This window comes from Ruegeria sp. BG9 (assembly GCF_056538305.1).
In genome coordinates this window covers 336,716-359,279 of the sequence record NZ_JBQFSY010000004.1, presented here as the reverse complement: position 1 = coordinate 359,279, position 22,564 = coordinate 336,716, and the positions used below count along the sequence as shown (strand labels likewise).

Genomic DNA, 22,564 nt, shown 5'->3' with positions numbered 1-22,564 from the left:
TCAGTTCCCTCGTCCGTTGAAGCTTGTGTCTTTATAGGCGCGTTCGCCGCTGTCGATATCCTCAACCCAGATCCGGACGGCGGAAGTATCCGCACGCGCAGGCCCCGTGTCAGGCGCCGCCGTAATGTAGACGCGTACCAGTTGCGCGGTATCGGGGGCCACAGTAACAGTTTGCCCGTCAACGCCTTCGATTTCCAGTAACATGGCCGGATCGCCGGTCAGAGACAGATTGAACGGACGTTCTTCGCCATGTTTGTTGCGCAGGCGCACGTCGTAGGTGTTGCGGATGGTGCCGTCCGACATAGTCACAAAGGTCGGATTGCGCACAGGCGCGACCGTCAGGTCGATATCGGACCGGATGAACAGGGCAAACAGCAGCGCGAAACCGACCAGAGACCACAACGCGGTGTACATGATCGTGCGCGGACGCAGAATGTGCTTCCAGATATTCTTAGGTGGCTGACCTGCGCGCTCATGCGCCTCATCACTCAGCGCCATATAGTCGATCAAACCCCGCGGTTTACCGATCTTGGCCATCATGTCGTCGCAGGCGTCGATGCAAAGGGCGCAGGTGATGCACTCCAACTGCTGACCATCGCGAATGTCGATACCAACAGGGCAGACATTCACGCAGGCCATGCAGTCGATGCAATCGCCCAACTCGGAATCGGCCGTGCGCTTGCCTTTGCCACGCGGCTCACCGCGCCATTCGCGGTAGCCGACGACCAGAGTGTCCTCGTCCATCATCGCGGCCTGAATGCGCGGCCAAGGGCAAGCATAGATGCAGATCTGTTCGCGCGCGAAGCCACCAAATAAGAAAGTGGTGCCGGTCAGGATCAACATGGTCGTGTAGGCAACCGGGTGTGCGTCGCCGGTCACCAGATCATGCAGAAGGGTTGGCGCGTCGGCAAAGTAGAAGACCCAGGCTCCGCCGGTTGCGAGGCCGATCAGGAACCATGCGGTCCATTTCGTCAGACGCAAACGGGCCTTGCGGAGGTCCATCTTCTCTTGCCGGTGCAGGCGTAAGCGGGCATTGCGGTCGCCCTCGATCCAGCGTTCGACCAGAATGAACAGGTCGGTCCAGACGGTCTGCGGGCAGGCATATCCACACCACACCCGGCCCAAGGCCGATGTGAACAGGAAAAGCCCAAGACCGGCCATGATCAGAAGGCCCGCAACAAAGTAGAATTCGTGCGGCCAGATCTCGATCCAGAAGAAATAGAAGCGGCGGTTGGCCAGGTCCAGCAACACAGCCTGATCCGGCAGGCTGGGCCCTCGGTCCCATCTGATCCAAGGGGTGACGTAGTAGATCCCCAAGGTCACAATCAGGATAATCCATTTCAGGTTCCGGAACGGACCTGAGACACGCCGAGGAAAGATAGGTTCTCGGGCGGCATACAAGCTGGGGGCGGGATCGGAATCGCTCACTGGCTGGCTCCAAGGATGGGTCTTATGGAAGTGTGTTCTTCCAGATCATGGACGCGCAAACATTGACATGGGTCAAAACGCGCATCGGACAAACACCTTTTACCGTGCGTCACCCGCCTGCCGCCTTAACCAGCTGACAAAAGTCTTTACCGCCGGTCTAAGAGGCGTTTTTGCCGTCAAAACGTGGTATCCGCTGCTTTCAGGCTCGGTATGGAGCTCTACAAGGCGGCCCGCCTTGATGTCCTGCTCGACGAAATGTCGCACCGTGGCTGTGACGCCCTGCCCCGCACGCAGCCCTTCAAGCAGCAAGGTCCCCGGCAGCGAGATGCGACGCCCCTGAGGCGGATGATCCACTCCACGTCTGGCCAGCCAGGTCGAGGCCTCGGTGGTGCCGAACTCTTCCAGCCAAGGCAGCTGGCTCAACTCCTCCGGCGTCCAATCTGATCGACCGCCCAGCAGGCTGGGGGCCGCGACGACAACAAAAGGGGTTTCAAGCAACATTTCGCAGTCCACACCAGGCCACCCACCAGACCCGTACCTGATCGCAACATCGACGCCGCCTGGCGTGAGTTCCACCAAATGCGGAGAAGGATCGATCGTCAGGCTGATTTCAGGGTATTTGGCCTGAAATTCCGGCAGTCGCGGCATCAACCACGAGGCGGCGAAGGTTGGTGTCAGCGACACATGAACCGGACGGGCGCCGCCTGCGCTCATCACCTCTTCCACGGCAGCGCCGATTGAACCGAACCCAAGCTGCACCGCACGCGCCAGATGCGCGCCTTCGGGTGTCAGGGAGAGCGACTTCCCATCGCGCCGGACCAGAGCGACGCCCATGTGCTTCTCCAACACACGCAACTGCTGGCTTATGGCAGCGTGACTCACATTCAGCGCCGCTCCGGCCTGCACCACACCACCCTTCTCAGCAAAAGCCGAAAAAGCGCGAAGGGACGAGAGAGGAGGCAGTTTCAACCAGTTCATATGTAATCCCAACTTACATATAGAAATAGCAATTGGCTCGCATCCTGTACAGGGAAACATCATCCTAGGCGCATACAGAAAACGCGAAAGGAAAGCCTCATGCTGAGTGTTTTTGCAAAATCGTTCATGACCGCGACACGGATCAACGAGCCAAATCTCAGGGATGCACCAAAACCAACCCGCAACAAATCGCGCTGGTTGCCCGAGCATCATTGGTGGAGGAAACACCCGCGCACGGTCGATCTAGAGGACCTTTGAAACGCGGCCTGTTCTGGATTGGCCAATGGCTCTATGATGGTTCTGGAAATGATGGTTTTGGAAATAGGCACCGGCTGTTCAGGAAACGCGCGAACAGATGGAACAGCCGGTGCCGGGACCAAGGGGCAGCGAGCCGCCCCGAGGTATTCTTATAGCCTTACTGACCGCCACCCAGTTGGTGGACATAGGCAGTCACGGCGCGGATCTGCGCCTCGGTCAGGCGGGTATCCCATGGGGGCATCACGCCAAAACGGCTGTAGGTCACCGTTTCAGTCAGGGCCTCTTCGCTGCCGCCATAGAGCCAGATGGCATCCGTCAGGTTCGGCGCGCCCTGGAAGACGTCGCCTTTGCCTTCCTCGCCGTGACAGGCGGCACAATTGTCTTCGAAGACAACCTTGCCTGCCTGCGCGGCCGCATCATCGGTCTGCGCATTGGTCAGCGACATCACGTACTGAACCACCTGAGTGATCTCTTCGCCTTCGAGGAGCTCACCAAAGGCCGGCATCTCGGAATAGCGCGCATCGTCGCTTTCCTCGTTCCGGATCCCATAGCTGACGGTGAAATGGATATCCTCCATCGTGCCACCCCACAGCCATGCATCATCCAGAAGGTTCGGGAAGCCAGCCGCGCCCTGCGCGCCCGAGCCGTGACACTGTGCACACCAGGTGCGGAACACAGCGCTGCCTGCGTTGACGGCATATTGCTGCAACTCAGGATCAGCCGAAATCTCCTCAAGCGGGGTGTCCACCAGCTTGGCATTCCACGGAGCGTTGGCCTCTTCGAACGAGACCAGCTCTTGCTGGACTTCGGCCCGAGATGACCAACCCATGACGCCTGCCGTTGCCGACTGAACCAGTGGCCATGCGGGATACATGATCGTGTAAATTACACCCCAGAAGATCGTGGCGTAGAAGGTCCACAGCCACCAGCGGGGCATCGGATTATCAAATTCTTCGATGCCGTCCCAGCTGTGACCGGTTGTATTGGGGTCACCCGGCTGTTTTTCAGGTGTCTTAGTCATTTCCGCGCCTCCTCGGATGTGGCGGGTTGGTCTTGCTGCGGTGCGGGTGCATCAACGTGCCGGAAAGGGATGTTGGCGGTGTCGCTGTATTCCTTGCTGGCGCCTGGGCGGAACACCCAGACAATGATGCCAACAAAGAAGGCGAACAACAGAAGCAACATCCAGCTATCTGCGAACTGCCTCAGGAGAGTATATTCTTCCATTGCACCCTCCCTCAGCGGTTTGCGTCAGGCGTGAAGGTCGAGAAGTCGACCAGCGTGCCCAGCATTTGCAGATAGGCGATCAGCGCGTCAGCTTCGGTCAGGTCGGATTGACCATCGAAGTTGCGGACGTTGACCTTGTCACCGTAACGCTCCAGCAGCCCGTCATAGTCACTGTCGGGATCGGCCTGAGCGCGGAAGTCAGCTTGCGCGTTCTCCAGCATCTCGTCGGTGTAAGGTGTACCGACCACCGCATTTGCCGCCATGATGTCGCCGATATACTTGCCATCGATCTTGCGGTTTTCGAGGAAGCCATATTTCGGCATCACCGATTCCGGCACCACTGATTGCGCATCGCGCAGGTGGCGAACATGCCAATCGTCCGAGTAACGGCCGCCGACACGTGCCAGATCAGGTCCGGTCCGCTTGGATCCCCACTGGAACGGGTGGTCATACATCGACTCAGCCGCCAGCGAGTAATGGCCATAGCGTTCGACCTCGTCCCGCATGGGACGGATCATCTGGCTGTGGCAGACATAGCAGCCTTCGCGGATGTAAATCTCACGGCCCGCCATCTCGAGAGGGGTGTAAGGGCGCATACCCTCCACCTTCTCGATAGTGTTCTCAAGATAGAACAGCGGGGTGATCTGAACGATGCCACCGATGGTCACGACCAGAAAGCTGAAGATCAGCAGAAGGGTCGCGTTGGTCTCAAGCACTTTGTGTTTGTCAAGAATTGCCATTGCTCCGGCCTCCTTTATTCAGCCGGGACTGCGACGGTCAGGCTGGCCTCTTTAGCCGGCGCCTTGCGCACAGTCATCCACAGGTTGTAGCACATGATCACCGAGCCAGCGAGGAACAGAACCCCACCCAGACCGCGAACCACATACATCGGGAACTTGGCGGCAACGGTGTCAGCGAACGAGTTCACCAAGAAGCCGTTGGCATCCACTTCGCGCCACATCAGGCCTTCCATGATACCGGTGACCCACATCGACGCGGCATAGAGAACGATGCCGATCGTCGCGAGCCAGAAGTGCCAGCTGACCATCTGCAAGGAGTACAGACGCTCACGCTTCCACAGGACAGGCACCAGATAGTACAGCGCACCAAAGGTGATCATGCCGTTCCAGCCCAGCGCGCCCGAATGTACGTGACCAATGGTCCAGTCGGTGTAGTGGCTGAGCGAGTTCACCGCACGGATCGACATCATCGGACCCTCAAAGGTGGACATACCGTAGAAGCCGACCGAGATGACCATCATACGGATGATCGGGTCGGTGCGCAGCTTGTCCCATGCGCCCGAGAGCGTCATCAGACCGTTGATCATACCACCCCAAGACGGCATCCACAGCACGATCGAGAACACCATGCCCAGCGTCGAGGCCCAGTCGGGAAGCGCGGTATAGTGCAGGTGGTGCGGACCGGCCCAGATATACAGGAAGATCAGCGCCCAGAAGTGGATGATCGACAGCTTGTACGAGAATACTGGACGTTCGGCCTGTTTCGGGATGAAGTAGTACATCATGCCCAGGAAGCCCGCAGTCAGGAAGAAGCCCACAGCGTTGTGGCCATACCACCACTGGATCATAGCATCCTGTACGCCCGACCAGACGATAACCGATTTCGAACCCCAGATACTGACCGGGATGGTCATGTTGTTGACCAGGTGCAGCATCGCAACGGTCACGATAAAGGCAAGGTAGAACCAGTTGGCCACATAGATATGCGGCTCTTTCCGTTTGATGATCGTGCCCAGATAGACAGCCAGATAGGCGACCCAGACGACGGTCAGCCACAGGTCCACATACCACTCAGGCTCGGCATATTCCTTGGACTGCGTGCCACCCAGAACATATCCGGTTGCTGCCAGAACGATGAACAGCTGATAACCCCAGAACACGAACCATGCCAGGTTTCCGCCCCACAGACGCGCCGCGCTGGTGCGCTGCACCACGTAGAACGAGGTCGCAATCAGAGCGTTGCCCCCAAAGGCAAAAATCACCGCTGAGGTGTGCAGCGGACGCAACCGCCCAAAGTTCAGATAGCCTTGCGCCCATTCGAAGTTGAGCGTTGGAAATGCCAGCTGGAACGCAATAAAAGTTCCCGCCAGGAACCCGACCACGCCCCAGAAGGCAGTTGCGATCACGCCGTAGCGGATCACGCCGTCCATGTACTCGCCGGAGCGATCGACAAGAATATCTGGCTCATCCGTGTTTCGAAGCGTCCAGATGAACAGACCACCGGCGATGATCATCACCAGTATCGCATGCACCTGATACGCCAAATCGCGTGCATAATTGGACCCGATCGCGGCAAACAGCACGACCAGACCAAGCACGATCAGCTTGATGTAATTCGACATATTGCGTCCCTTTACCCTGCCCTGCGCGATTTACGTGCCGCACAGAACCTTTTTGACTGTCCACCGTAATGTAGAAGAACACCCTCTGCCGCTTTGATCTGAGTCAAGACAATCCGTTGTTTTCTGTGACACCCATTGTCAAGTGGAGGGGCGCTGGTCGCATTGGATCGGCTGCTCGAAAGACGAGGTCGATATGGCTTACAAATCAATTCTCACCATCATGACGGAAACTACGAATGCGCAGGCAGCGTTGTCTCAGGCAGCGGCATTGGCCGAAGCGCAGGATGGTCATGCCGAGGCCCTGTGCCTGGGCGTCGATCGCAGTCAGACAGGGTATTACTACGCCGGGGCGAACGCACTTATCCTTCAGGAAACCCTCAGCCGGGCCAATGCCGAGGCCGATGAACTGCTAAGCTATGCCGAGGATTTTCTGGGAAAAACCGGTGTGCGGTGGTCGGCCGAAAACGGAGTCGCCCAGATCGCGGACATTGGACGCCACGTTGCCCATCGGGCACGGTTCTCGGATTTGGTTGTCCTACCGCACCCCTATGGCGAAGGGCGCGGTGCCGAAGCGGAACCGATTGTCGAAGCCGCCATGTTCGAAGGTCACGCTCCGGTCATGGTCGTCCCGAACGCGGGGCAACCTGTTTCGAAGCCTAAAAACATCATGATCGCGTGGAACGAAAGCGTCGAGGCTATGCGTGCGGTGCGCTGCGCCCTGCCATTTCTGAAAGATGCCGATCTGGCACGTATCGTGGTGATCGACCCGCCACGGCATGGGCCCGACCGCTCTGACCCAGGTGGCATGCTGTCCCAGATGCTCGCGCGGCACGGTGTCAGGTGCGATATCGAAGTCCTCAGCAAAACCATGACACGGGTGTCTGACATTCTGAACCGCCACGCTACGGATACGGAATCAGATATGATTGTCATGGGCGCCTACGGCCATTCCCGCTTTCGCGAAGCGATCCTTGGCGGTGCAACGCGCAACATGCTGGAACAATCCGCTGTACCGGTCTTCATGGCACACTGATCGCGTCCTGAACCAAAAAAAGCCGCCCTGCGGGGCGGCTCGATCGCTTTGGTATGTGACTGGCGGGTGGCGTCTAAACGAGGAAACCTCCGTCCGAGTCGTCTCCGGCCTCTTCCATAAGGCGACCAAGATCAGGGATGGTCACGTGGCGCTTGCCTTCCAGCACGATAACCCCGTCCTTTTTCAGGGCCGATATCTGCCGGCTCACCGTTTCCAGCGTTAGACCCAAATAGTCCGCCATCGCCTCACGCGTCAGCGGCAGGTCAAACACGAGCGGGCCTGACAGCCCTTTCTGCGTAATCGACGCATCCCTGCGCGCGATGATCGAAAGCAGGCTGGCGATCTTCTCCCGCGCCGTCTTGCGGCCCAGAACAAGCATCCATTCCCGCGCGGCGTCCAGCTCATCCAATGTCATCTGCAAAAGACGATGCGCGATATGAGGGGTCTCACTCAACAACCCTTCGAACGGCTTCTTGCGAAAGCAGCACATCACCACATCTGTGGTGGCCTGAACGTCATAAGGCGCAGAATCACGCCCCGGTCGCCCGACAAAATCACTGGGCAGCAGCAGACCCACCATCTGGGTCCGCCCGTCCTCCATCGTCTGGGTCAGAGACGCGATACCCGAGACGACCGAGCCGACAAAGTTCATCTGATCGCCGGACCAGATGATCGTCTGACCCGCTTCGAAACTGCGATAATATTTAATCTCTTCAAGGGACTGCAGCTCATCCGCATCACACCGGGCGCAGACGGCCCGATGACGAATCGGGCATTCGTCACAGTTGGAATGATCAAACTTTATCTCTACTGACATTCGCTTTCCTACTTGATCTCTATCAAAGCAACCAAGACTTGGGTCCCTTAAAGGTATCTCCATGATAGATAAATCACAATTGGCAAGGCTTGGACTTTTTGACGCGAAGGTGCCTCGCTACACCAGCTACCCGACCGCCCCCCATTTCAGCAATGACGTGGGGGCTGATCTTTTTGGTGACTGGATCGCCCGGATTAAACCCGGCAGCGCCATTTCGCTTTATGTCCATGTCCCCTTCTGTCGGCGTCTATGCTGGTTCTGCGCCTGCCGCACGCAAGGCACGCAAACCGACAGCCCCGTGGTCGCCTATGTCGACGTGCTGAAGGCCGAGCTGGACCTATTGGCTGCGCGCCTGCCCGAGGGGGTGGTTCTATCCCGCCTGCATTGGGGCGGCGGCACCCCAACCCTGCTGAATGCCGACCTGATGCGCGATCTGGCGCGCTACATTCTGGATATCGTGCCGCTGGGACCGGATGCCGAGTTCTCGGTCGAGATCGACCCGAATGAGATTGACGAAGCGCGTCTGGATGTCCTCGCAGACGCGGGCATGAACCGCGCCTCGATCGGGGTGCAGGATTTCGATGATGAGATCCAGAAAACCATCGGGCGCATCCAAAGCTACGATACCACGCGGGATGCGGTGGATATGATCCGCGCGCGCGGGATCACCAGCCTGAATGCCGATATCCTGTTTGGCCTGCCGCATCAGACCAAGGCGCGGATGACTGAAAGCGTGCAGAAGCTTCTGTCGCTCAGCCCGGATCGCGTCGCGCTTTATGGCTATGCCCATGTGCCGTGGATGGCGAAACGGCAGCAACTGATCCCGTCCGAGGCTTTGCCAACACCCGAGCAGCGTCTGGATCTTTTCGACACCGCCCGCCGCCTGTTCATGTGGGACAATTACGCCGAAATCGGAATCGACCACTTTGCGACGCAACAAGACGGGCTGACCAAAGCATTGAAAGCGGGCCAACTGAAACGCAACTTCCAGGGCTATACGGACGATCAGGCCGAGGTTCTGATCGGCGTCGGAGCAAGCTCGATCTCGCGCTTTCCTCAGGGCTACGCACAGAACAACCCCGCGACCTCGGCCCATACCAAGGCAATTTGTGAAGGTCAGTTCTCGACCTCGCGTGGGCATTCGTTCAAGGGACAGGACGTGTTGCGCGCCCGCTTGATCGAAGCGTTGATGTGCGATTTCCGGGTCGACTCGGCCGAGATTCTGCGCAGCCATGATGTATCCAGCGCAGAGCTGAACAAGATGTATGGTGAGGTGAACGCAAGATTTGACGGCCTGCTGCGCATCACCAATGACGGGCTGTTCATCCCGTCCGAGGCGCGTGCTCTGACCCGAATGATCGCGCGCAGTTTCGATGCCTATGACCTGAGCAAAGCCGGACATAGCTCTGCGATCTGACCTTGAGCAAGCGGCCCGGTTTTCGGCGGGCCTAAGCCGATCCCGAACGGGGGGTTGACGCAAGGCTGGTGTTTTCTCCACACTTGGGGCGTGGGTCTTCGACCAAGTCCACGGCCCGAGGCAGGCAATTCCGCAGACAAACCATGCCAACGCATTTGCGCAAGGCAGCCCCTTTCGTGCAGCCACTCTGCAACCTGAAAGAGGGACAGCACATATGCGCGTTTTCACCGTCCTAGGCCCCAGTCAATCGGGCAAATCCACTCTGGTCGAGGCCATCAGCCGCCTCGACGGGCGCCCGACAACATTCGACATCTCCGGAACCGTGCATTTGCACGGTTTTTCTTATTTGGACGAACCGTGGTGCGCGGTTGACGTTGATGGCGGCGGCGATGCGCTGGCCTATGTGGGACCAGCCATGGCGATCTCGGACGCCGCCGTGGTCGTCGTCCCGCCAGACCCCGATGCGGCCGTACTATGCGCGCCGTACCTGCGGCTCGTGGAAGAGGCAGGCATTCCTTGCTTTCTGTTCATCAACAGAATGGACAACCCCAACGGCCGTATCCGCGACATCATCGCGGCCTTGCAGACCTATTGCACCCATCACATCGCCTTGCGGCAGGTCCCGATCCGTGACGGCGATACAATCATAGGCGCGGTCGATCTGATCTCGGAACGTGCGTGGAAATATCAAGAGGGCCAGCCCTCGGCCTTGATCGAACTGCCTCAATCCGTCGAGGACCGCGAACAGGAAGCCCGCACTGAATTGCTGGAAACGCTTTCGGATTTCGATGACCATCTTCTGGAGCAACTGATCGAAGACAAGCAGCCCCCCAGCGCCGAAATTTACGATCTGGCCGCTCAGGTCCTGCAAAATCACCAGTTGATTCCGGCCTGCCTGGGGGCCGCGCAACATGGCAATGGGCTCACACGCTTGATGAAAGCCCTGCGGCACGAAGCGCCCGAGTTCGATATCGCCGCCGGGCGAGATGAGGCTGCGGACAATGCACGCGCGATTGCTGGCTTTGCCGACGTGAAGAAACATATCGGCAAGATCACCGTGCTGCGTGGGCTGGGCGATGGTGTCAAAGCGCACGAGGCTTTGGGAGGCGAAACGGTCGGCAATTTGACGAGCCTGGACGCCAAAACACAGATCGGTGCGTTGGAGGCCGGACAGATCGGGCTTGCGGTCAAGTCTGATCACCTGAACCCCGGATACATCTATGACAGCCGGTCGGCCACACCGCTTCCGGACTGGGCGTCTTCGCATCCAGTTGCGCACCGGCAGGTCGTCTCACCCGCGCATGAGCGCGACGACGTGCGCCTGTCAAACGCTCTGAGCCGTTTGGTCGAGATAGACCCGGGGTTGCATATGGAACAAGACGAGCTGAGCGGTCATTCCGTACTGGGTTCGCAGGGTCCGCAACACATGCGTCGCGTGACGGCAAAGCTGCTAGAGGATTTCGGGATCGAGATCGAAACCGACCCGGTCGAGACCGCCTATCGCGAAACCATCCGCACGCCCATCGAACATCGCCACCGTCATCGCAAGCAATCAGGCGGGGCGGGTCAGTTTGCAGATGTGGTGATCTCGGTGGCACCTCTACCCCGTGGCTCGGGCTTTCAATTCGAAGAGGTTGTGAAGGGCGGTGCGGTACCGAAGAACTACATCCCATCCGTGGAGCACGGGGCCAAAGACGCTTTGGTACAAGGCCCCGAAGGCTTCCCGGTTGTGGATGTCAAAATCACCCTCAGCGACGGCAAACACCACAATGTCGATAGTTCGGACTACGCGTTCCGGACGGCGGGCAAGAACGCAGTGCGTGAGGCACTACCGCAGGCCAAGCCCGTGGTACTGCAGCCGATTCTCACGGCCGAGATTCATCTGCCGTCAGATTTCGTCGGAGATCTGGTTCCCACGATCAGTTCGCTGCAAGGGCAGGTATTGGGGTTCGAGGGCAATCCGAATGCCTCAGGTTGGGAAATCTTCAACGCCCAACTTCCGGCCGTGGCGCAAGATGAGTTGCACCGAACTCTCGCCAGTGCCACGCGGGGAACGGGGTGGGTCAATCTGAGCTTCGATCACTATGAAGAGTTGCGCGGACCGGTCCCCAAATCCGCCGATCGCGAGAAAGCCAGCGCTTGAGGGAAACGCGAGGCGGGCCTTAGCCCGCCGCCGCAATAAGTTCACGGGTGTAATCTGTTTGCGCATTTTCAAACAAATCCTCGGATGCGCCCATCTCAACCACGTCGCCGTTACGCATGACGATGACGTTGTGGGACATCGCTCGCACAACTTTCAGGTCGTGGCTGATGAACAGATACGCCAGCCCGTATTTCCGCTGCAGATCGCGCAGGAGATCAACGATCTGAACCTGTACCGTCATGTCCAGCGCGCTTGTCGGCTCATCCAGAACCAGTAGTTTCGGGCGCAAAACCATTGCCCGTGCAATCGCAATCCGCTGACGCTGCCCGCCCGAAAACTCATGCGGGTAGCGGTCCATTGAGGCCGGGTCCAAGCCCACCTCTGTCATCACCTCGGCAACCAGCTCGCGCGGGGCGCGATGCGGGTCGACGTTGTGAATAGAGAGTCCCTCGGAGATGATCTGCTGGCATGTCATACGTGGGCTCAGGCTGCCGAACGGGTCCTGAAACACGATCTGCATGTCCTTGCGCAGGCGCCGCAACTCTCGCGTGGACCAGCGGCGAACATCCTGATCGCGGAAGGTGATCCCACCCTCGGACGCGATCAACCGCATGATGGCCAGCGCCATCGTCGTCTTGCCCGAGCCACTTTCGCCGACAATCCCAAGGGTTTCCCCGGCCCGCACGCTGAACGTCGCATCGTTGACGGCCTTCACATAGCCGACCGTGCGTTTCAGAAAGCCGCGCTGAATCGGGAACCAGACCTTGAGGTGGTCGGTTCGGGCGACCTCTTCCGCACCTGCGTCTACGGGGTCGGGGTGCCCCGAAGGCTCGGCCTCCAGCAATTTACGCGTGTAAGGGTGCTGTGGGTTGTTAAAAATCTCAGCCGTGATCCCGGTTTCGACAATCTCACCGTCTTTCATCACACAGACCCGGTCGGCGATCCGACGTACAATGCCAAGATCATGGGTGATGAACAGCATCCCCATGTTCTCAGATTTCTGCAGCTCGGCCAATAGTTCGAGGATCTGCGCCTGAATGGTCACATCCAAGGCGGTCGTTGGTTCATCCGCGATCAGAACATCCGGTTTGTTGGCCAGCGCCATTGCGATCATCACACGCTGCCGCTGCCCGCCCGAAAGCTGGTGCGGATAGCTATCCAGACGATCCTCAGGGTCGCGAATGCCAACCTTGTTCAGCAACTCCACAATTCTGTCGCGCGCGGCATCCCCAGCCAAGCCCTGATGCAGAGCCAGCGATTCCGCCATCTGCTTCTGGATCGTGTGAAGGGGATTGAGCGAGGTCATCGGTTCCTGAAAAATGAAGCTGATATCGTTGCCGCGCACCTCCATCAGCTTGTCCTCCGACGCCCCGATCATCTCGGCCCCGTCGTATTTGACCGAACCTTCGACCATGGCGCTGTCGCCCAGCAGCGACACGGTCGACAAAGCCGTCACCGATTTTCCCGAACCAGACTCACCCACCAGAGCAACCGTTTCCCCCCGATCCACGGTGAAGGAGACGCCTTTGACCGCAGCTGATACCTCGCCGTCCTGGCGGAATGAGACCTTGAGGTTGTTTACATCCAAAAGGCTCATGAGAAGGTCTTTCTGGGATCAAATGCATCGCGGACGCCTTCGAAAATGAAGACCAGCAGCGACAGCATGATGGCGAAGGTGAAAAAGGCGGTGAAGGCCAGCCACGGGGCTTGCAGGTTCTGTTTGGCCTGCAAAGTAAGTTCGCCCAGCGACGGGGCTGAGGATGGCAAGCCAAAGCCAAGGAAATCTAAAGAGGCTAGCCCGCCAATCGTGCCAGTCACGATGAAGGGCATGAAGGTCAGCGTCGCAACCATCGCATTGGGCAGCATGTGGCGGAACATGATCGTCATGTTACCCACGCCCAGCGCCCGCGCGGCGCGCACATATTCCAGATTTCGCGCCCGCAAAAACTCGGCCCTCACAACGCCCACAAGTCCGGTCCAACTGAACAGGATCATCAGAGCCACCAGAAGCCAGAAACTTCGGCCCAGAATGGCGAACATAATGATGATGACATAGAGCGACGGGGTCGCGGACCATATCTCGATGACCCGTTGAAAAATCAGGTCGAGCCAGCCACCGAAGAAGCCCTGAATGGCCCCGGCGAAAATACCGATCAGGCTGGCCACACCAGTCACCATCAGCGTGAACAGGATCGACAGGCGGAAACCATAAATCACCCGCGCCAGCACGTCCCGTTTGGTATCATCCGTCCCCAGTAGGTTCTGACCATTCGGCGGCAAGGGGGCCGCACCAGGGCGATCGACACTGGTGTTGTAGGAATAAGGGATTAGCGGCCAGATCGCCCAGCCGCGCTCGAACCCTTCGGCCTGATAAGTCCCTGCCTCGATCTGCTCGATGATACCTTCGGGGTCGTCGAAACAGTCCTCGATCCCGCCACTGTCGATCAAGCAGCGGACCTCGGGGTCGCGATAGATCGCCTCGGTCTGGAAATCGCCGCCAAATTCAGTTTCGGGATAGAAGTTAAAAATCGGCGTGTAGAATTGACCACGATATTGCACGAGGATCGGTTTATCATTTGCAATGAACTCGGCGAATAGGGACAGACCGAACAGCACCGAAAAGATGATCAGAGACCAAAAGGCACGGCCATTGCGTCGGAAATTGCGCCAACGTCGCTGGTTGAGAGGGGACAGCGCCATTTACCCCTCCCGCTTTTCGAAATCGATACGCGGATCGACCAGCACATACATCAGATCACTGATGATACCCACAACGAGCCCCATCAGACCAAAGATGAACAGAGTGCCGAAGATCACCGGATAGTCCCGCGCCACCGCGGCCTCGAACCCGAGGCGACCCAGACCATCCAGCGAGAAGATCGTTTCAATAATGATCGAGCCGCCGAAGAAGACACCAATGAACACCGCCGGGAAACCCGCAATCACGATCAGCATCGCGTTGCGGAAGACATGACCATAGAGGACCTTGCGTTCCCCCAATCCCTTGGCGCGCGCAGTCATGACGTATTGCTTCTTGATCTCATCCAGAAACGAGTTCTTGGTCAGCAGCGTCAGCGTCGCAAAGGCCGAAATGGTCAAGGCAATGATCGGCAGCGCGATATGCCAGAAATAGTCGGCAATCTTGCCCAAAAGGCTCAGGCTGTCCCAATTGTCCGAGGTCAGCCCTCGCAGCGGGAAGATCTGCCAGTAGGATCCACCCGCAAACAGCACCAGCAGCAGGATGGCAAATAGGAAACCGGGGATCGCGTAGGCCACGATAATAGCGCCGCTCGTCACGGTATCGAACCGCGACCCGTCCTTGACTGCTTTGCGGATGCCTAGCGGAATCGAAACCAGATAGGCAATCAGCGTCGACCATAGACCCAGCGAGATCGACACGGGCATCTTTTCCAGCACCAAATCAATCACGCTGATCGACCGGAAATAGCTCTCGCCAAAATCGAGCGTCAGATAGTTGCCCATCATTCCAAGAAAACGCTCAAGCGGCGGCTTGTCGAAACCGAATTCCTTTTCCAATTCGGCAATGAACTCCGGAGGCAGGCCGCGCGCGCCCACATATTTGTCGTCGAAGACACCGCCTGCAGGCTCGGACCCGGCACCGGCGTCTCCACCCCCGGCGAAGCCCGCAAAGACATCGCCCTGTCCTTCGATCTGAGCGATGATTTGTTCAACGGGTCCACCCGGAACAAACTGCACCAGCGTGAAGTTGACGACCATTATGCCCAGCAAGGTCGGAATGACCAAAAGCAGGCGTCTTAGAATATAGGCGCCCATTTTATCGCAGCGCGCCTTTTGCCTTCAAATCGGCTTCTTTCTCGGGGTTGATCCACCAAAGGTCCAAATGACCTAACGAATAGGGCGGCAGGTTCTCAGGGTATTCGTACATGTCGTAATAGGCTGTCCAGTAGTCCGCGATGTATCCCACGGGGATCACGAAAAACTCATACCTCAGGGCACGATCCAAAGCCATAAGTGCTGCGTCCTGATCAGCCTGATTGTCGGTTTCAAAAGACGCTTCAATAATCGCGTCGACCAACGGGCTTGCCAGGCCAGCGGGATTGAACAGGCTAAAGGCTGCCTCTTCGGACCCATACATCTGGCTCAATCCGCCGCCGGTCGACAGGAACGAACCATACCGCGTGGAATAGACCATGTCGTAGTCGCGCTCTCGGCTACGCAATGTATATTGTGCCGGATCAACCTTTTCAGCAGATGCATCTACACCCAGTGCCTGAAGATTCTGAACATAGGTTTCGATCATCGTCGCCGTCGATGTCGGCAAGTTCGAAGGGTATGGGATATTCACCTTCAGTGTTTGCCCTTCGGTATTGCGACGCACGTTGCCTTCGCCCACGGGCCAGCCCGCCTCGTCCAGCATCTTCGACGCTTTGCGCAGGTTGCGCCGGTCGTTCAGGCGTGCTGGGTTGGATTCATGAGCAACGACGACATCCTCGGATAGAAAATCGGCTGGGACGGCATCGCCAAGCGTTTCCAAGAAGGCCAGCTCTGGGCCCGATGGGGTGCCCTGCGCTTCAAGCGGTGTGCCTTGCACAAAAGAGTTGCGCGGTGAATTCAAGCCAAACAACAGGGATTCGTTTGCCCATTCGAAGTTGAACGCCAGAGCCAACGCTTTGCGGACATTCTTGTCTGCGAACTGGGGCTTGCCGAGATTGAACACAAAACCAGACGGCGTCGGCGGGCTGCCATCCATGATTTCGTCGCGCACAACCGAACCCTCTGTCAGCTTGGGGAAGTCATAGCTTGTCGCCCAGAGCTTGGGATCGCTCTCGATCCGCATCGTATATTCGCCCGCCTTGAAACCTTCGAACGCGGCAGTCTGGTCAGCGAAATACTCGACGCGAATAGTGTCATAGTTGTTGCGGCCTACGTTGAATGGCAGGTCTTTGCCCCAATAGTCGTCGCGGCGTTTGTAGACGATACGACGATTGATGTCATAACTGTCCAGCTTGTATGGACCCGAACCGACCGCCACTTCCAGCCGAGGTTCATCCAGGCGACGCGACTCGTCAGCTTCAAACCACGCTTTCGAGAAAACGGGCGTCGATCCTACGGTTTCGATCAAGCTACGGCGTGTGACTTCTGGGTTGAAAGTGAACCTCACGGTGTGATCATCCAGCGCCTCAGCCCCGGTGACCATACGCCCGACAGCCTGCGCGTAAGACGGCAGGCCCTGCTCGATAAACAAACGGTGGCTGTAAACAACGTCTTCAGCCGTGACCGGTGTTCCATCCCAGAACATGGCCTCAGGGCGCAAGTTGAAAATGACGTAGTTACGCCCTTCGTCGTACTCGAGGCTTTCCGCCAGAACACCGTAGTACTGACCGACGCTGTCATCCGCGCTTTCAAACAGGCGGTCATATTGGATTGTGGTTAACGCTCCGCTTCGACCCTTTCGTGAGTACGGGTTCAGCGAGTCAAAGGTTCCAGACGCTGCCAGTGACATCTCACCGCCCTTGGGAGCGTCGGGATTGACGTAATTCAGATGCGGATAGTCCGCCGGGTAGTCCAGATTTCCAAAATAGGAGTACCCGTGACTGGTTGTAACGTTTTCATCATTTGCTTGGGCGACCTCGGCTGATCCGAGCGTCACGGCGACCAACCCTAAGACCACCCCCCAATGCCGAATACTCATGTCGCGCGCAGCAGGCAGGAGGGGTTTCATATGGCTCATCCTCTGGATTGTTGTCGTCATCTATGTTTGTTCCGCCAGCTAAATCGCCAGTCCTGGCTGATTCAAGTTTAGAATGCGTGAACGCTTTGTGAAGATTTTCGACATAAAAAAAGCCGCTGCACAAGGCAGCGGCTTTGGGTTTTTTCGCAAACGTGATGGCAATCAGTTGCCAATGGTTTGCAGATAGGCAATCAGGTCAGCGCGTTCTTGAGGCTTTTTCAGGCCAGCAAAGCTCATGGATGTACCCGAGATATATGCGTTGGGTCTTTCAACGAAGGCATCAAGCGCTTCGGGGGTCCAGTTGCCACCATGCGCCTGCATCGCCGCCGAATAGCCGGTGAAGCCTTTGGCCGACGCAACAGGCCGGTCTACAATGCCGTACAGGTAGGGTCCGGTGCCGTTCGCACCGTCTTCCAACTTGTGGCAAGCAGTACATTTGCGGAATACTCTGGCGCCCTTTTCAGGGTCTGCGGCGGCCAGCAGGTCTTCAAAGACCACCTCTTCGCCATCGGCGCTTTCACCCGAGCTTTCGGTCTCGATGATGTAGGCAGCCTGTGCATCCCCATGGCCCCCATGCGAATGGTACAGGATGTCACCACCCCATTTGGCAAGAAGCAGCACAAGGAACGTGCCGAACAGGCCCGCAGCGGCCTTGGTAACTGTCATCGTGTCGAACATTGATCGCTAGTCCATTTCAGCTGTCTGAAAAGGTGTCTAAGGCTTCCCCTTGCGAGAGGCAAGGTATAGACACCGCGACGAAACGCCCAATTTTGTAACTTGTTGCACGGGACCGACCAAATGACTAAACGCATTGCCTTTCAAGGCGAACCCGGCGCCTATAGCCACGAGGCCTGCCGCAACGCGCGCGCCGATATGGAGGCGCTGCCCTGCCGTACTTTCGAGGATGTGATCGAATCAGTTCGTTCCGGTGCGGCTGATCTGGCGATGCTGCCGGTCGAAAACACGACCTATGGGCGGGTGGCCGATATCCACCGGCTGTTGCCGCATAGTGGTCTGCAAATCATTGATGAGGCCTTCGTGCGTGTCCACATCAACCTGCTGGCCGTGCCCGGTGCGACGCTGGACGACATCACCGAGGCGCATTCCCATTTGGTGCTGCTGCCCCAATGCGCGGGCTTCCTGCGCCAGCACGGTATTCATGGGCGCGTCAGCCCCGACAACGCCCGCGCCGCGCGTGAGGTGTCCGAGGCGGGTGAAATCCATTCCGCCGCTCTGGCTAGTGAACTGGCCGGAGAGATCTACGGCCTGAACGTCTTGGCCCGCCATATCGAGGATCATGGCGACAACACCACGCGTTTTCTGGTTATGTCACCCGAGGCCGACCTGTCGCGTCGGGGCGAGCACGGCATGATCACCAGCTTTGTCTTTCAGGTCCGCAACATTCCAGCGGCGCTCTATAAGGCGATGGGTGGGTTTGCGACCAACGGGATCAACATGACCAAGCTGGAAAGCTATATGGTCGATGGCTCGTTCACTGCGACCCAGTTCTATGCCGATATCGTCGGGCATCCGGAAGACAGGAACGTGCAACTGGCCATGGACGAACTTGAGCATTTCACCACCAATGTAGAAATACTTGGCGTCTACCCGGCAGCCCAGCCGCGCGGCTAGGGCTGCCCACCAGATCAAGGAGAGTCTAAGCGCCATGCCGGTGGCGCTGCTCCAGTTCTCGGGCGAATTCCGCAAGGCGCATTTGAAAGCGTTTGCGAAACCGCGCTTGGCCCAGCTTCATCGACTGCAGCAGCAACCGCGCCGGCAGGGACTTGGCGCTGAGTGACAGGTCCACACTCAAGCGGGTTCGGCGCTGAGACAGGGCCATGAAGTCAACCACCGTAACCCCAGTCATGCCCTTACCAGTCGCCTCGAATCGCATTTGCGAGGGGTGGTCGCAATCGGTCAGCAGCACGGACATCTGGCGCGGTTTACCGCGCAGCTTGAACTCGGTCTCCCACGCCATGCCTGCAGCAGGTTCGACCCCGCCGGTGGTACGGCGCACGTCAACGCCACGGCGCATCGCCATACGTTCGAACCGATCGAAATCGGCAACCATGTCAAAAACCGAGTGGATGGGAGCCTCGATATCTTCGCGCGCTGAAAACTGCATGTGGGCCTTTGCTGCTCGTTCTTTCCGTTTAGTGTTTCTTTAGTCCAGCGTATCTGCAAGCCAGTTCTGCAGCAGGAAATGCGCAATCGCCCCCTTGCGAGCGGGCAGCAGACGCGGATGCTCCCCCGCGAAAGCCTGCATCATCTCGGATTTGCTGACCCACATTGCCTCTTCGATCTCGACCGGATCGATCTGGAGGTCCCGAGACAGAGCCTCACCGGCGCAGCCGAACATCAACGACGCCGGAAACGGCCAGGGCTGGCTGGACAGATAAGACACTGCGCCCACGGGAACGCCCGCCTCCTCCATCACCTCGCGCCGGACGGCGGATTCGAGTGTCTCGCCCGGCTCAACGAAGCCTGCCAGCAACGAGAACATGCCCTCGGGCCACCCCGGTGAGCGACCCATAAGCACGCTGTCGCCATGGGTGATCAACATGATCACAACCGGATCGGTACGCGGGAAGTGTTGGCCGCCGCAAGCCGGGCAACTGCGCTGCCATCCTGCTTGCGATACGTCGCTTGGCGCACCGCAGCGAGCACAGAAGCGATGCGTCTCGTGCCAGCCGATCACCGCCTTGGCTGTCGCCGCAAGCTCGGCATCGCGGGCAGAAAGGCGCGTCATGATCCGGCGCAGTTCGGCAAACACATGGCCCTCGGGCAGATCGGGATGCTGTTGCTCGGACGGGTCGATGAAATTGCCCAAGCTCGACAGATCCAGCCCCTCGGCCTGCCATTCAGAGATATCGGCAGCAAACACCGCCGCCCCATCATCGGAACAGCCCAGCAGGATCGGAGCCTCAACCACGCCACCAGGACCATCGGCTACCAAAGGATGCGCCATTGTGACCAGACCCAACCGATCCAGAGCCTCGCCCTGCACCAGCACTTTTCCACGCCACAGCAACAGGCAGCGAGCGTTTGGATCTTGGGCCGCTTCGGTCAGCTTGTCCGCGTCTCCCCGCAAATGGGCCGCACGCTCAAGGCCTGAGCTTCCGAATGTCACGTTTTCTGCGTTTTTCATTGGGGTCCCCTCGGCCTTTTGCGCCTAGGGCTGCCATGTCCGCGCAGGTGTTGCAATGTCAATTCACTACTGCGGCATATCGACAGTTGCCACCGAAACACCGCATGACCGCCTCGGATTTTTCACTTATTTGTCCTCTTGGTAAATTTTCTTAACTCTCATAGCGCAAAAGTAGACAACCGAACGTGACCGCAATCTCCCCGCGCATGAAAGACGCGCAGGACGCCGGTGTGCATATCCGCATTCTGGCAACCACCGATCTGCACATGACCCTGACCGGGTTCGACTATTATGCGGACAAAACGGACCCGATCATCGGGCTGACGCGTACGGCGTCGGCGATCCGAGACGCCCGTCAACAGGCCGAAGGCGCCTTGACCCTTTTGTTGGACAATGGCGACGCGCTGCAAGGAACGCCGATTGGGGACTGGGCGGTGGAAAACGATGGCCCGCACCCGATGATGCAGGCCTTCAAGGCGCTGGAATATGACGCGATCGGCTTGGGCAATCATGATTTCGGGTTCGGGCTGGATGTACTTGAGCGCGTAATAACCCAAGCCCCTTGCCCGGTGATTTGCAGCAATCTGAACCATGTGAACGACCGGCAGCCTTGGCTGCGCAGTGTCGTTCTGACCCGGTCCATTACGCAGGAAGAAACGATCCGAATCGGCGTATTTTCAGTGCTTCCGCCTCAAACCACGATGTGGGAGGCGCATCACCTAAAAGACACGTTCATTGCCGAGGATATCCTGACCGCCGCCCGACGAACGGCTGAGGCGTTGCGCGCGCAAGGCTGTGATCTGGTCATCGCGCTGGCCCATTCGGGGTTGGAGCAATCGACGACTCAGCCGGGGCTTGAGAATGCGGTGATTCCCCTCGCCGAGATTGAGGGCATTGACGCGATTGTTGCCGGTCACACGCACCTGACAATGCCGGGCGCGGGGCATCTCGGGCTTGACGGCGTTGATGCCGAAAATGGTCTGGTCCACGGCACACCTGTGGTCATGGCCGGGTCCGCTGGGTCTTATCTGGGGGTCATAGACCTGCACCTGACCAAGGTACCCGAGGGGCGCTGGCAGATCACGGATCGCCACTGCAGCTTGGTCGCCACAGCCGATGAGGTCGAAGACAAGGACCTGTGCGAGATGCTCAAGCCCGCGCATCTGGCCACGCGCGTAAGGATGGCCGAACCTGTCAGTCATACCGCGCAGAGCCTGCACAGCTATTTCAGCTTCTGCGCGCCGGATCGGGGGCTAGCCCTGGTCGCGGCGGCACAAGCGGCGGGTTTGCGCCCGTTTCTAAACGGCACCGCGTTCGCCGAACTGCCGCTTCTGTCTGCGGTATCTCCTTACAAATTCGGCGGACGTGCCGGACCGAGGAACTATACGGACGTGTCTGTAGGTAAGATTTGCCTGCGTCACGTCGCTGACCTGCATGTCTTTCCCAACGAATTGCGGGCCGTCGAAATCACCGGCGCGCAACTGCGGGATTGGCTTGAGATGTCGGCAAGTGTTTTCAACCAGATCCACCCAGACACCCAGGCCGAGCTGACCGATTCCCGCCGGGCAGGGTATAATTTTGACGTCCTGTTTGGCGTGACCTATCAGATCGACCTGTCCAGCCCGGCGCGGTTCGACAGCAACGGCGCCTTGACCGATCCAACCGCCCAGCGCATTCGCAACCTGAGCTTTGACGGGCAAACAGTCCGCGACGATCAGAACTTTGTCGTCGCCCTCAACAACTATCGCGCCAGCGGTGGTGGGCGTTTCCCTTTCGTCACAAAAGCCCGGGCCATTCCTCTGCCGTCCAGAGATATCAAAGGGATATTACGCGACTACCTGTCAGATCGCCTGCCCGCGGACCCACTGGATCAGGCTCCTTACCCGTTCTCCTTAACTCCATTGAATGGTGCCAAAACGATCCTCAGAACCGGCAGCGGAGCGTTGAAGTATTTGCCTGAGCTCTGCGCGTACTCCCCGGAATTGCTGGGGCCTGATACCGAGGGCTTTGAAAGGATACGACTAACCTTGTGACGGGTTGTCA

The 22,564-nt window shown here is 58.4% G+C and carries 19 protein-coding genes; 5 read left to right on the top strand and 14 right to left on the bottom strand.

Annotation, left to right across the window (positions count from 1 at the left end):
* The 6 genes from ccoG to ccoN all read right to left on the bottom strand — a co-directional run bounded on the left by ccoG (position 1) and on the right by ccoN (position 6,250).
* Positions 1 to 1,428, bottom strand: a complete 1,428-nt coding sequence (gene ccoG / locus ACR0I8_RS09480) for a cytochrome c oxidase accessory protein CcoG (protein WP_170690599.1) — start codon at positions 1,426 to 1,428, stop codon at positions 1 to 3.
* Positions 1,429 to 1,527: 99 nt separating this feature from the next.
* A complete protein-coding gene (locus ACR0I8_RS09475; protein WP_170690601.1) occupies positions 1,528 to 2,406 on the bottom strand; it encodes a LysR family transcriptional regulator in 879 nt (292 codons plus the stop codon).
* Between the two features lie 415 nt (positions 2,407 to 2,821).
* The gene (ccoP, locus tag ACR0I8_RS09470; protein ID WP_170690603.1) at positions 2,822 to 3,685 is read right to left on the bottom strand and encodes a cytochrome-c oxidase, cbb3-type subunit III; all 864 of its coding nucleotides are present in this window, start codon (positions 3,683 to 3,685) and stop codon (positions 2,822 to 2,824) included.
* Complete coding sequence (locus ACR0I8_RS09465) at positions 3,682 to 3,888, bottom strand: cbb3-type cytochrome c oxidase subunit 3 (protein WP_170375409.1); 207 nt, start codon at positions 3,886 to 3,888, stop codon at positions 3,682 to 3,684. Before ACR0I8_RS09465 ends, ccoP begins: the two co-directional genes overlap by 4 nt.
* Positions 3,889 to 3,899: 11 nt before the next feature.
* On the bottom strand, positions 3,900 to 4,628 hold the full coding sequence (gene ccoO, locus ACR0I8_RS09460) for a cytochrome-c oxidase, cbb3-type subunit II (RefSeq protein WP_170375411.1): 729 nt from the start codon (positions 4,626 to 4,628) through the stop codon (positions 3,900 to 3,902).
* 14 nt (positions 4,629 to 4,642) lie between these two features.
* The gene (gene ccoN / locus ACR0I8_RS09455) at positions 4,643 to 6,250 is read right to left on the bottom strand and encodes a cytochrome-c oxidase, cbb3-type subunit I (RefSeq protein WP_170690605.1); all 1,608 of its coding nucleotides are present in this window, start codon (positions 6,248 to 6,250) and stop codon (positions 4,643 to 4,645) included.
* Between the two features lie 193 nt (positions 6,251 to 6,443).
* Here ccoN and ACR0I8_RS09450 point away from each other — a divergent pair, with 193 nt between their 5' ends.
* Complete coding sequence (locus tag ACR0I8_RS09450) at positions 6,444 to 7,283, top strand: universal stress protein (RefSeq protein ID WP_170690606.1); 840 nt, start codon at positions 6,444 to 6,446, stop codon at positions 7,281 to 7,283.
* Between the two features lie 73 nt (positions 7,284 to 7,356).
* Here the strand turns inward: ACR0I8_RS09450 and fnrL are convergent, their stop codons facing one another.
* Complete coding sequence (gene fnrL, locus ACR0I8_RS09445; protein WP_170375417.1) at positions 7,357 to 8,100, bottom strand: transcriptional regulator FnrL; 744 nt, start codon at positions 8,098 to 8,100, stop codon at positions 7,357 to 7,359.
* Between the two features lie 61 nt (positions 8,101 to 8,161).
* On the opposite strand from fnrL, the gene hemN reads away from it, so the two are divergent.
* Both hemN and ACR0I8_RS09435 read left to right on the top strand, forming a co-directional pair.
* Entirely contained in the window at positions 8,162 to 9,517 is a 1,356-nt protein-coding gene (hemN, locus tag ACR0I8_RS09440) for an oxygen-independent coproporphyrinogen III oxidase (protein ID WP_170690608.1), read from the top strand.
* A 214-nt stretch (positions 9,518 to 9,731) separates the two neighbouring features.
* Positions 9,732 to 11,660, top strand: coding sequence for an elongation factor G (locus tag ACR0I8_RS09435; RefSeq protein ID WP_170690610.1), 1,929 nt, complete (start codon positions 9,732 to 9,734; stop codon positions 11,658 to 11,660).
* Positions 11,661 to 11,679: 19 nt separating this feature from the next.
* Here the strand turns inward: ACR0I8_RS09435 and ACR0I8_RS09430 are convergent, their stop codons facing one another.
* The 5 genes from ACR0I8_RS09430 to ACR0I8_RS09410 all read right to left on the bottom strand — a co-directional run bounded on the left by ACR0I8_RS09430 (position 11,680) and on the right by ACR0I8_RS09410 (position 18,051).
* On the bottom strand, positions 11,680 to 13,257 hold the full coding sequence (locus tag ACR0I8_RS09430; protein WP_170690612.1) for an ABC transporter ATP-binding protein: 1,578 nt from the start codon (positions 13,255 to 13,257) through the stop codon (positions 11,680 to 11,682).
* Entirely contained in the window at positions 13,254 to 14,360 is a 1,107-nt protein-coding gene (locus ACR0I8_RS09425) for an ABC transporter permease (RefSeq protein ID WP_170552545.1), read from the bottom strand. The genes ACR0I8_RS09430 and ACR0I8_RS09425 overlap by 4 nt, the downstream gene beginning before the upstream one ends.
* Entirely contained in the window at positions 14,361 to 15,455 is a 1,095-nt protein-coding gene (locus tag ACR0I8_RS09420) for a microcin C ABC transporter permease YejB (RefSeq protein ID WP_170460207.1), read from the bottom strand. It abuts the gene before it with no gap.
* Position 15,456: 1 nt separating this feature from the next.
* On the bottom strand, positions 15,457 to 17,364 hold the full coding sequence (locus tag ACR0I8_RS09415) for an extracellular solute-binding protein (RefSeq protein ID WP_170690613.1): 1,908 nt from the start codon (positions 17,362 to 17,364) through the stop codon (positions 15,457 to 15,459).
* 171 nt (positions 17,365 to 17,535) lie between these two features.
* Positions 17,536 to 18,051, bottom strand: a complete 516-nt coding sequence (locus ACR0I8_RS09410; RefSeq protein ID WP_170471271.1) for a c-type cytochrome — start codon at positions 18,049 to 18,051, stop codon at positions 17,536 to 17,538.
* A gap of 120 nt (positions 18,052 to 18,171) precedes the next feature.
* Between ACR0I8_RS09410 and ACR0I8_RS09405 the strand changes: the two genes are divergently transcribed.
* Positions 18,172 to 19,005: a prephenate dehydratase gene (locus ACR0I8_RS09405; RefSeq protein ID WP_170690615.1), complete on the top strand. Its 834-nt coding sequence runs from the start codon at positions 18,172 to 18,174 to the stop codon at positions 19,003 to 19,005.
* A 25-nt stretch (positions 19,006 to 19,030) separates the two neighbouring features.
* Here the strand turns inward: ACR0I8_RS09405 and ACR0I8_RS09400 are convergent, their stop codons facing one another.
* Both ACR0I8_RS09400 and nudC read right to left on the bottom strand, forming a co-directional pair.
* Complete coding sequence (locus ACR0I8_RS09400) at positions 19,031 to 19,498, bottom strand: SRPBCC family protein (RefSeq protein WP_170690616.1); 468 nt, start codon at positions 19,496 to 19,498, stop codon at positions 19,031 to 19,033.
* A gap of 39 nt (positions 19,499 to 19,537) precedes the next feature.
* The gene (gene nudC, locus ACR0I8_RS09395) at positions 19,538 to 20,521 is read right to left on the bottom strand and encodes an NAD(+) diphosphatase (protein WP_170690617.1); all 984 of its coding nucleotides are present in this window, start codon (positions 20,519 to 20,521) and stop codon (positions 19,538 to 19,540) included.
* Positions 20,522 to 20,706: 185 nt separating this feature from the next.
* On the opposite strand from nudC, the gene ACR0I8_RS09390 reads away from it, so the two are divergent.
* Positions 20,707 to 22,554, top strand: coding sequence for a bifunctional 2',3'-cyclic-nucleotide 2'-phosphodiesterase/3'-nucleotidase (locus ACR0I8_RS09390; RefSeq protein ID WP_480703062.1), 1,848 nt, complete (start codon positions 20,707 to 20,709; stop codon positions 22,552 to 22,554).
* Positions 22,555 to 22,564: the final 10 nt, after the last annotated feature.

What these genes read in the sequence shown, in the direction of transcription:
- ccoP (WP_170690603.1), bottom strand. Translation starts at nt 3,685, where the DNA reads ATGACTAAGACACCTGAAAAACAGCCGGGTGACCCCAATACAACCGGT.
- fnrL (WP_170375417.1), bottom strand. Translation starts at nt 8,100, where the DNA reads ATGTCAGTAGAGATAAAGTTTGATCATTCCAACTGTGACGAATGCCCG.
- ccoO (WP_170375411.1), bottom strand. Translation starts at nt 4,628, where the DNA reads ATGGCAATTCTTGACAAACACAAAGTGCTTGAGACCAACGCGACCCTT.
- ACR0I8_RS09400 (WP_170690616.1), bottom strand. Translation starts at nt 19,498, where the DNA reads ATGCAGTTTTCAGCGCGCGAAGATATCGAGGCTCCCATCCACTCGGTT.
- nudC (WP_170690617.1), bottom strand. Translation starts at nt 20,521, where the DNA reads ATGAAAAACGCAGAAAACGTGACATTCGGAAGCTCAGGCCTTGAGCGT.
- ACR0I8_RS09420 (WP_170460207.1), bottom strand. Translation starts at nt 15,455, where the DNA reads ATGGGCGCCTATATTCTAAGACGCCTGCTTTTGGTCATTCCGACCTTG.
- ACR0I8_RS09415 (WP_170690613.1), bottom strand. Translation starts at nt 17,364, where the DNA reads ATGAAACCCCTCCTGCCTGCTGCGCGCGACATGAGTATTCGGCATTGG.
- ACR0I8_RS09435 (WP_170690610.1), top strand. Translation starts at nt 9,732, where the DNA reads ATGCGCGTTTTCACCGTCCTAGGCCCCAGTCAATCGGGCAAATCCACT.
- ACR0I8_RS09410 (WP_170471271.1), bottom strand. Translation starts at nt 18,051, where the DNA reads ATGTTCGACACGATGACAGTTACCAAGGCCGCTGCGGGCCTGTTCGGC.
- hemN (WP_170690608.1), top strand. Translation starts at nt 8,162, where the DNA reads ATGATAGATAAATCACAATTGGCAAGGCTTGGACTTTTTGACGCGAAG.
- ACR0I8_RS09475 (WP_170690601.1), bottom strand. Translation starts at nt 2,406, where the DNA reads ATGAACTGGTTGAAACTGCCTCCTCTCTCGTCCCTTCGCGCTTTTTCG.
- ACR0I8_RS09450 (WP_170690606.1), top strand. Translation starts at nt 6,444, where the DNA reads ATGGCTTACAAATCAATTCTCACCATCATGACGGAAACTACGAATGCG.
- ACR0I8_RS09425 (WP_170552545.1), bottom strand. Translation starts at nt 14,360, where the DNA reads ATGGCGCTGTCCCCTCTCAACCAGCGACGTTGGCGCAATTTCCGACGC.
- ccoN (WP_170690605.1), bottom strand. Translation starts at nt 6,250, where the DNA reads ATGTCGAATTACATCAAGCTGATCGTGCTTGGTCTGGTCGTGCTGTTT.
- ACR0I8_RS09465 (WP_170375409.1), bottom strand. Translation starts at nt 3,888, where the DNA reads ATGGAAGAATATACTCTCCTGAGGCAGTTCGCAGATAGCTGGATGTTG.
- ACR0I8_RS09430 (WP_170690612.1), bottom strand. Translation starts at nt 13,257, where the DNA reads ATGAGCCTTTTGGATGTAAACAACCTCAAGGTCTCATTCCGCCAGGAC.
- ACR0I8_RS09405 (WP_170690615.1), top strand. Translation starts at nt 18,172, where the DNA reads ATGACTAAACGCATTGCCTTTCAAGGCGAACCCGGCGCCTATAGCCAC.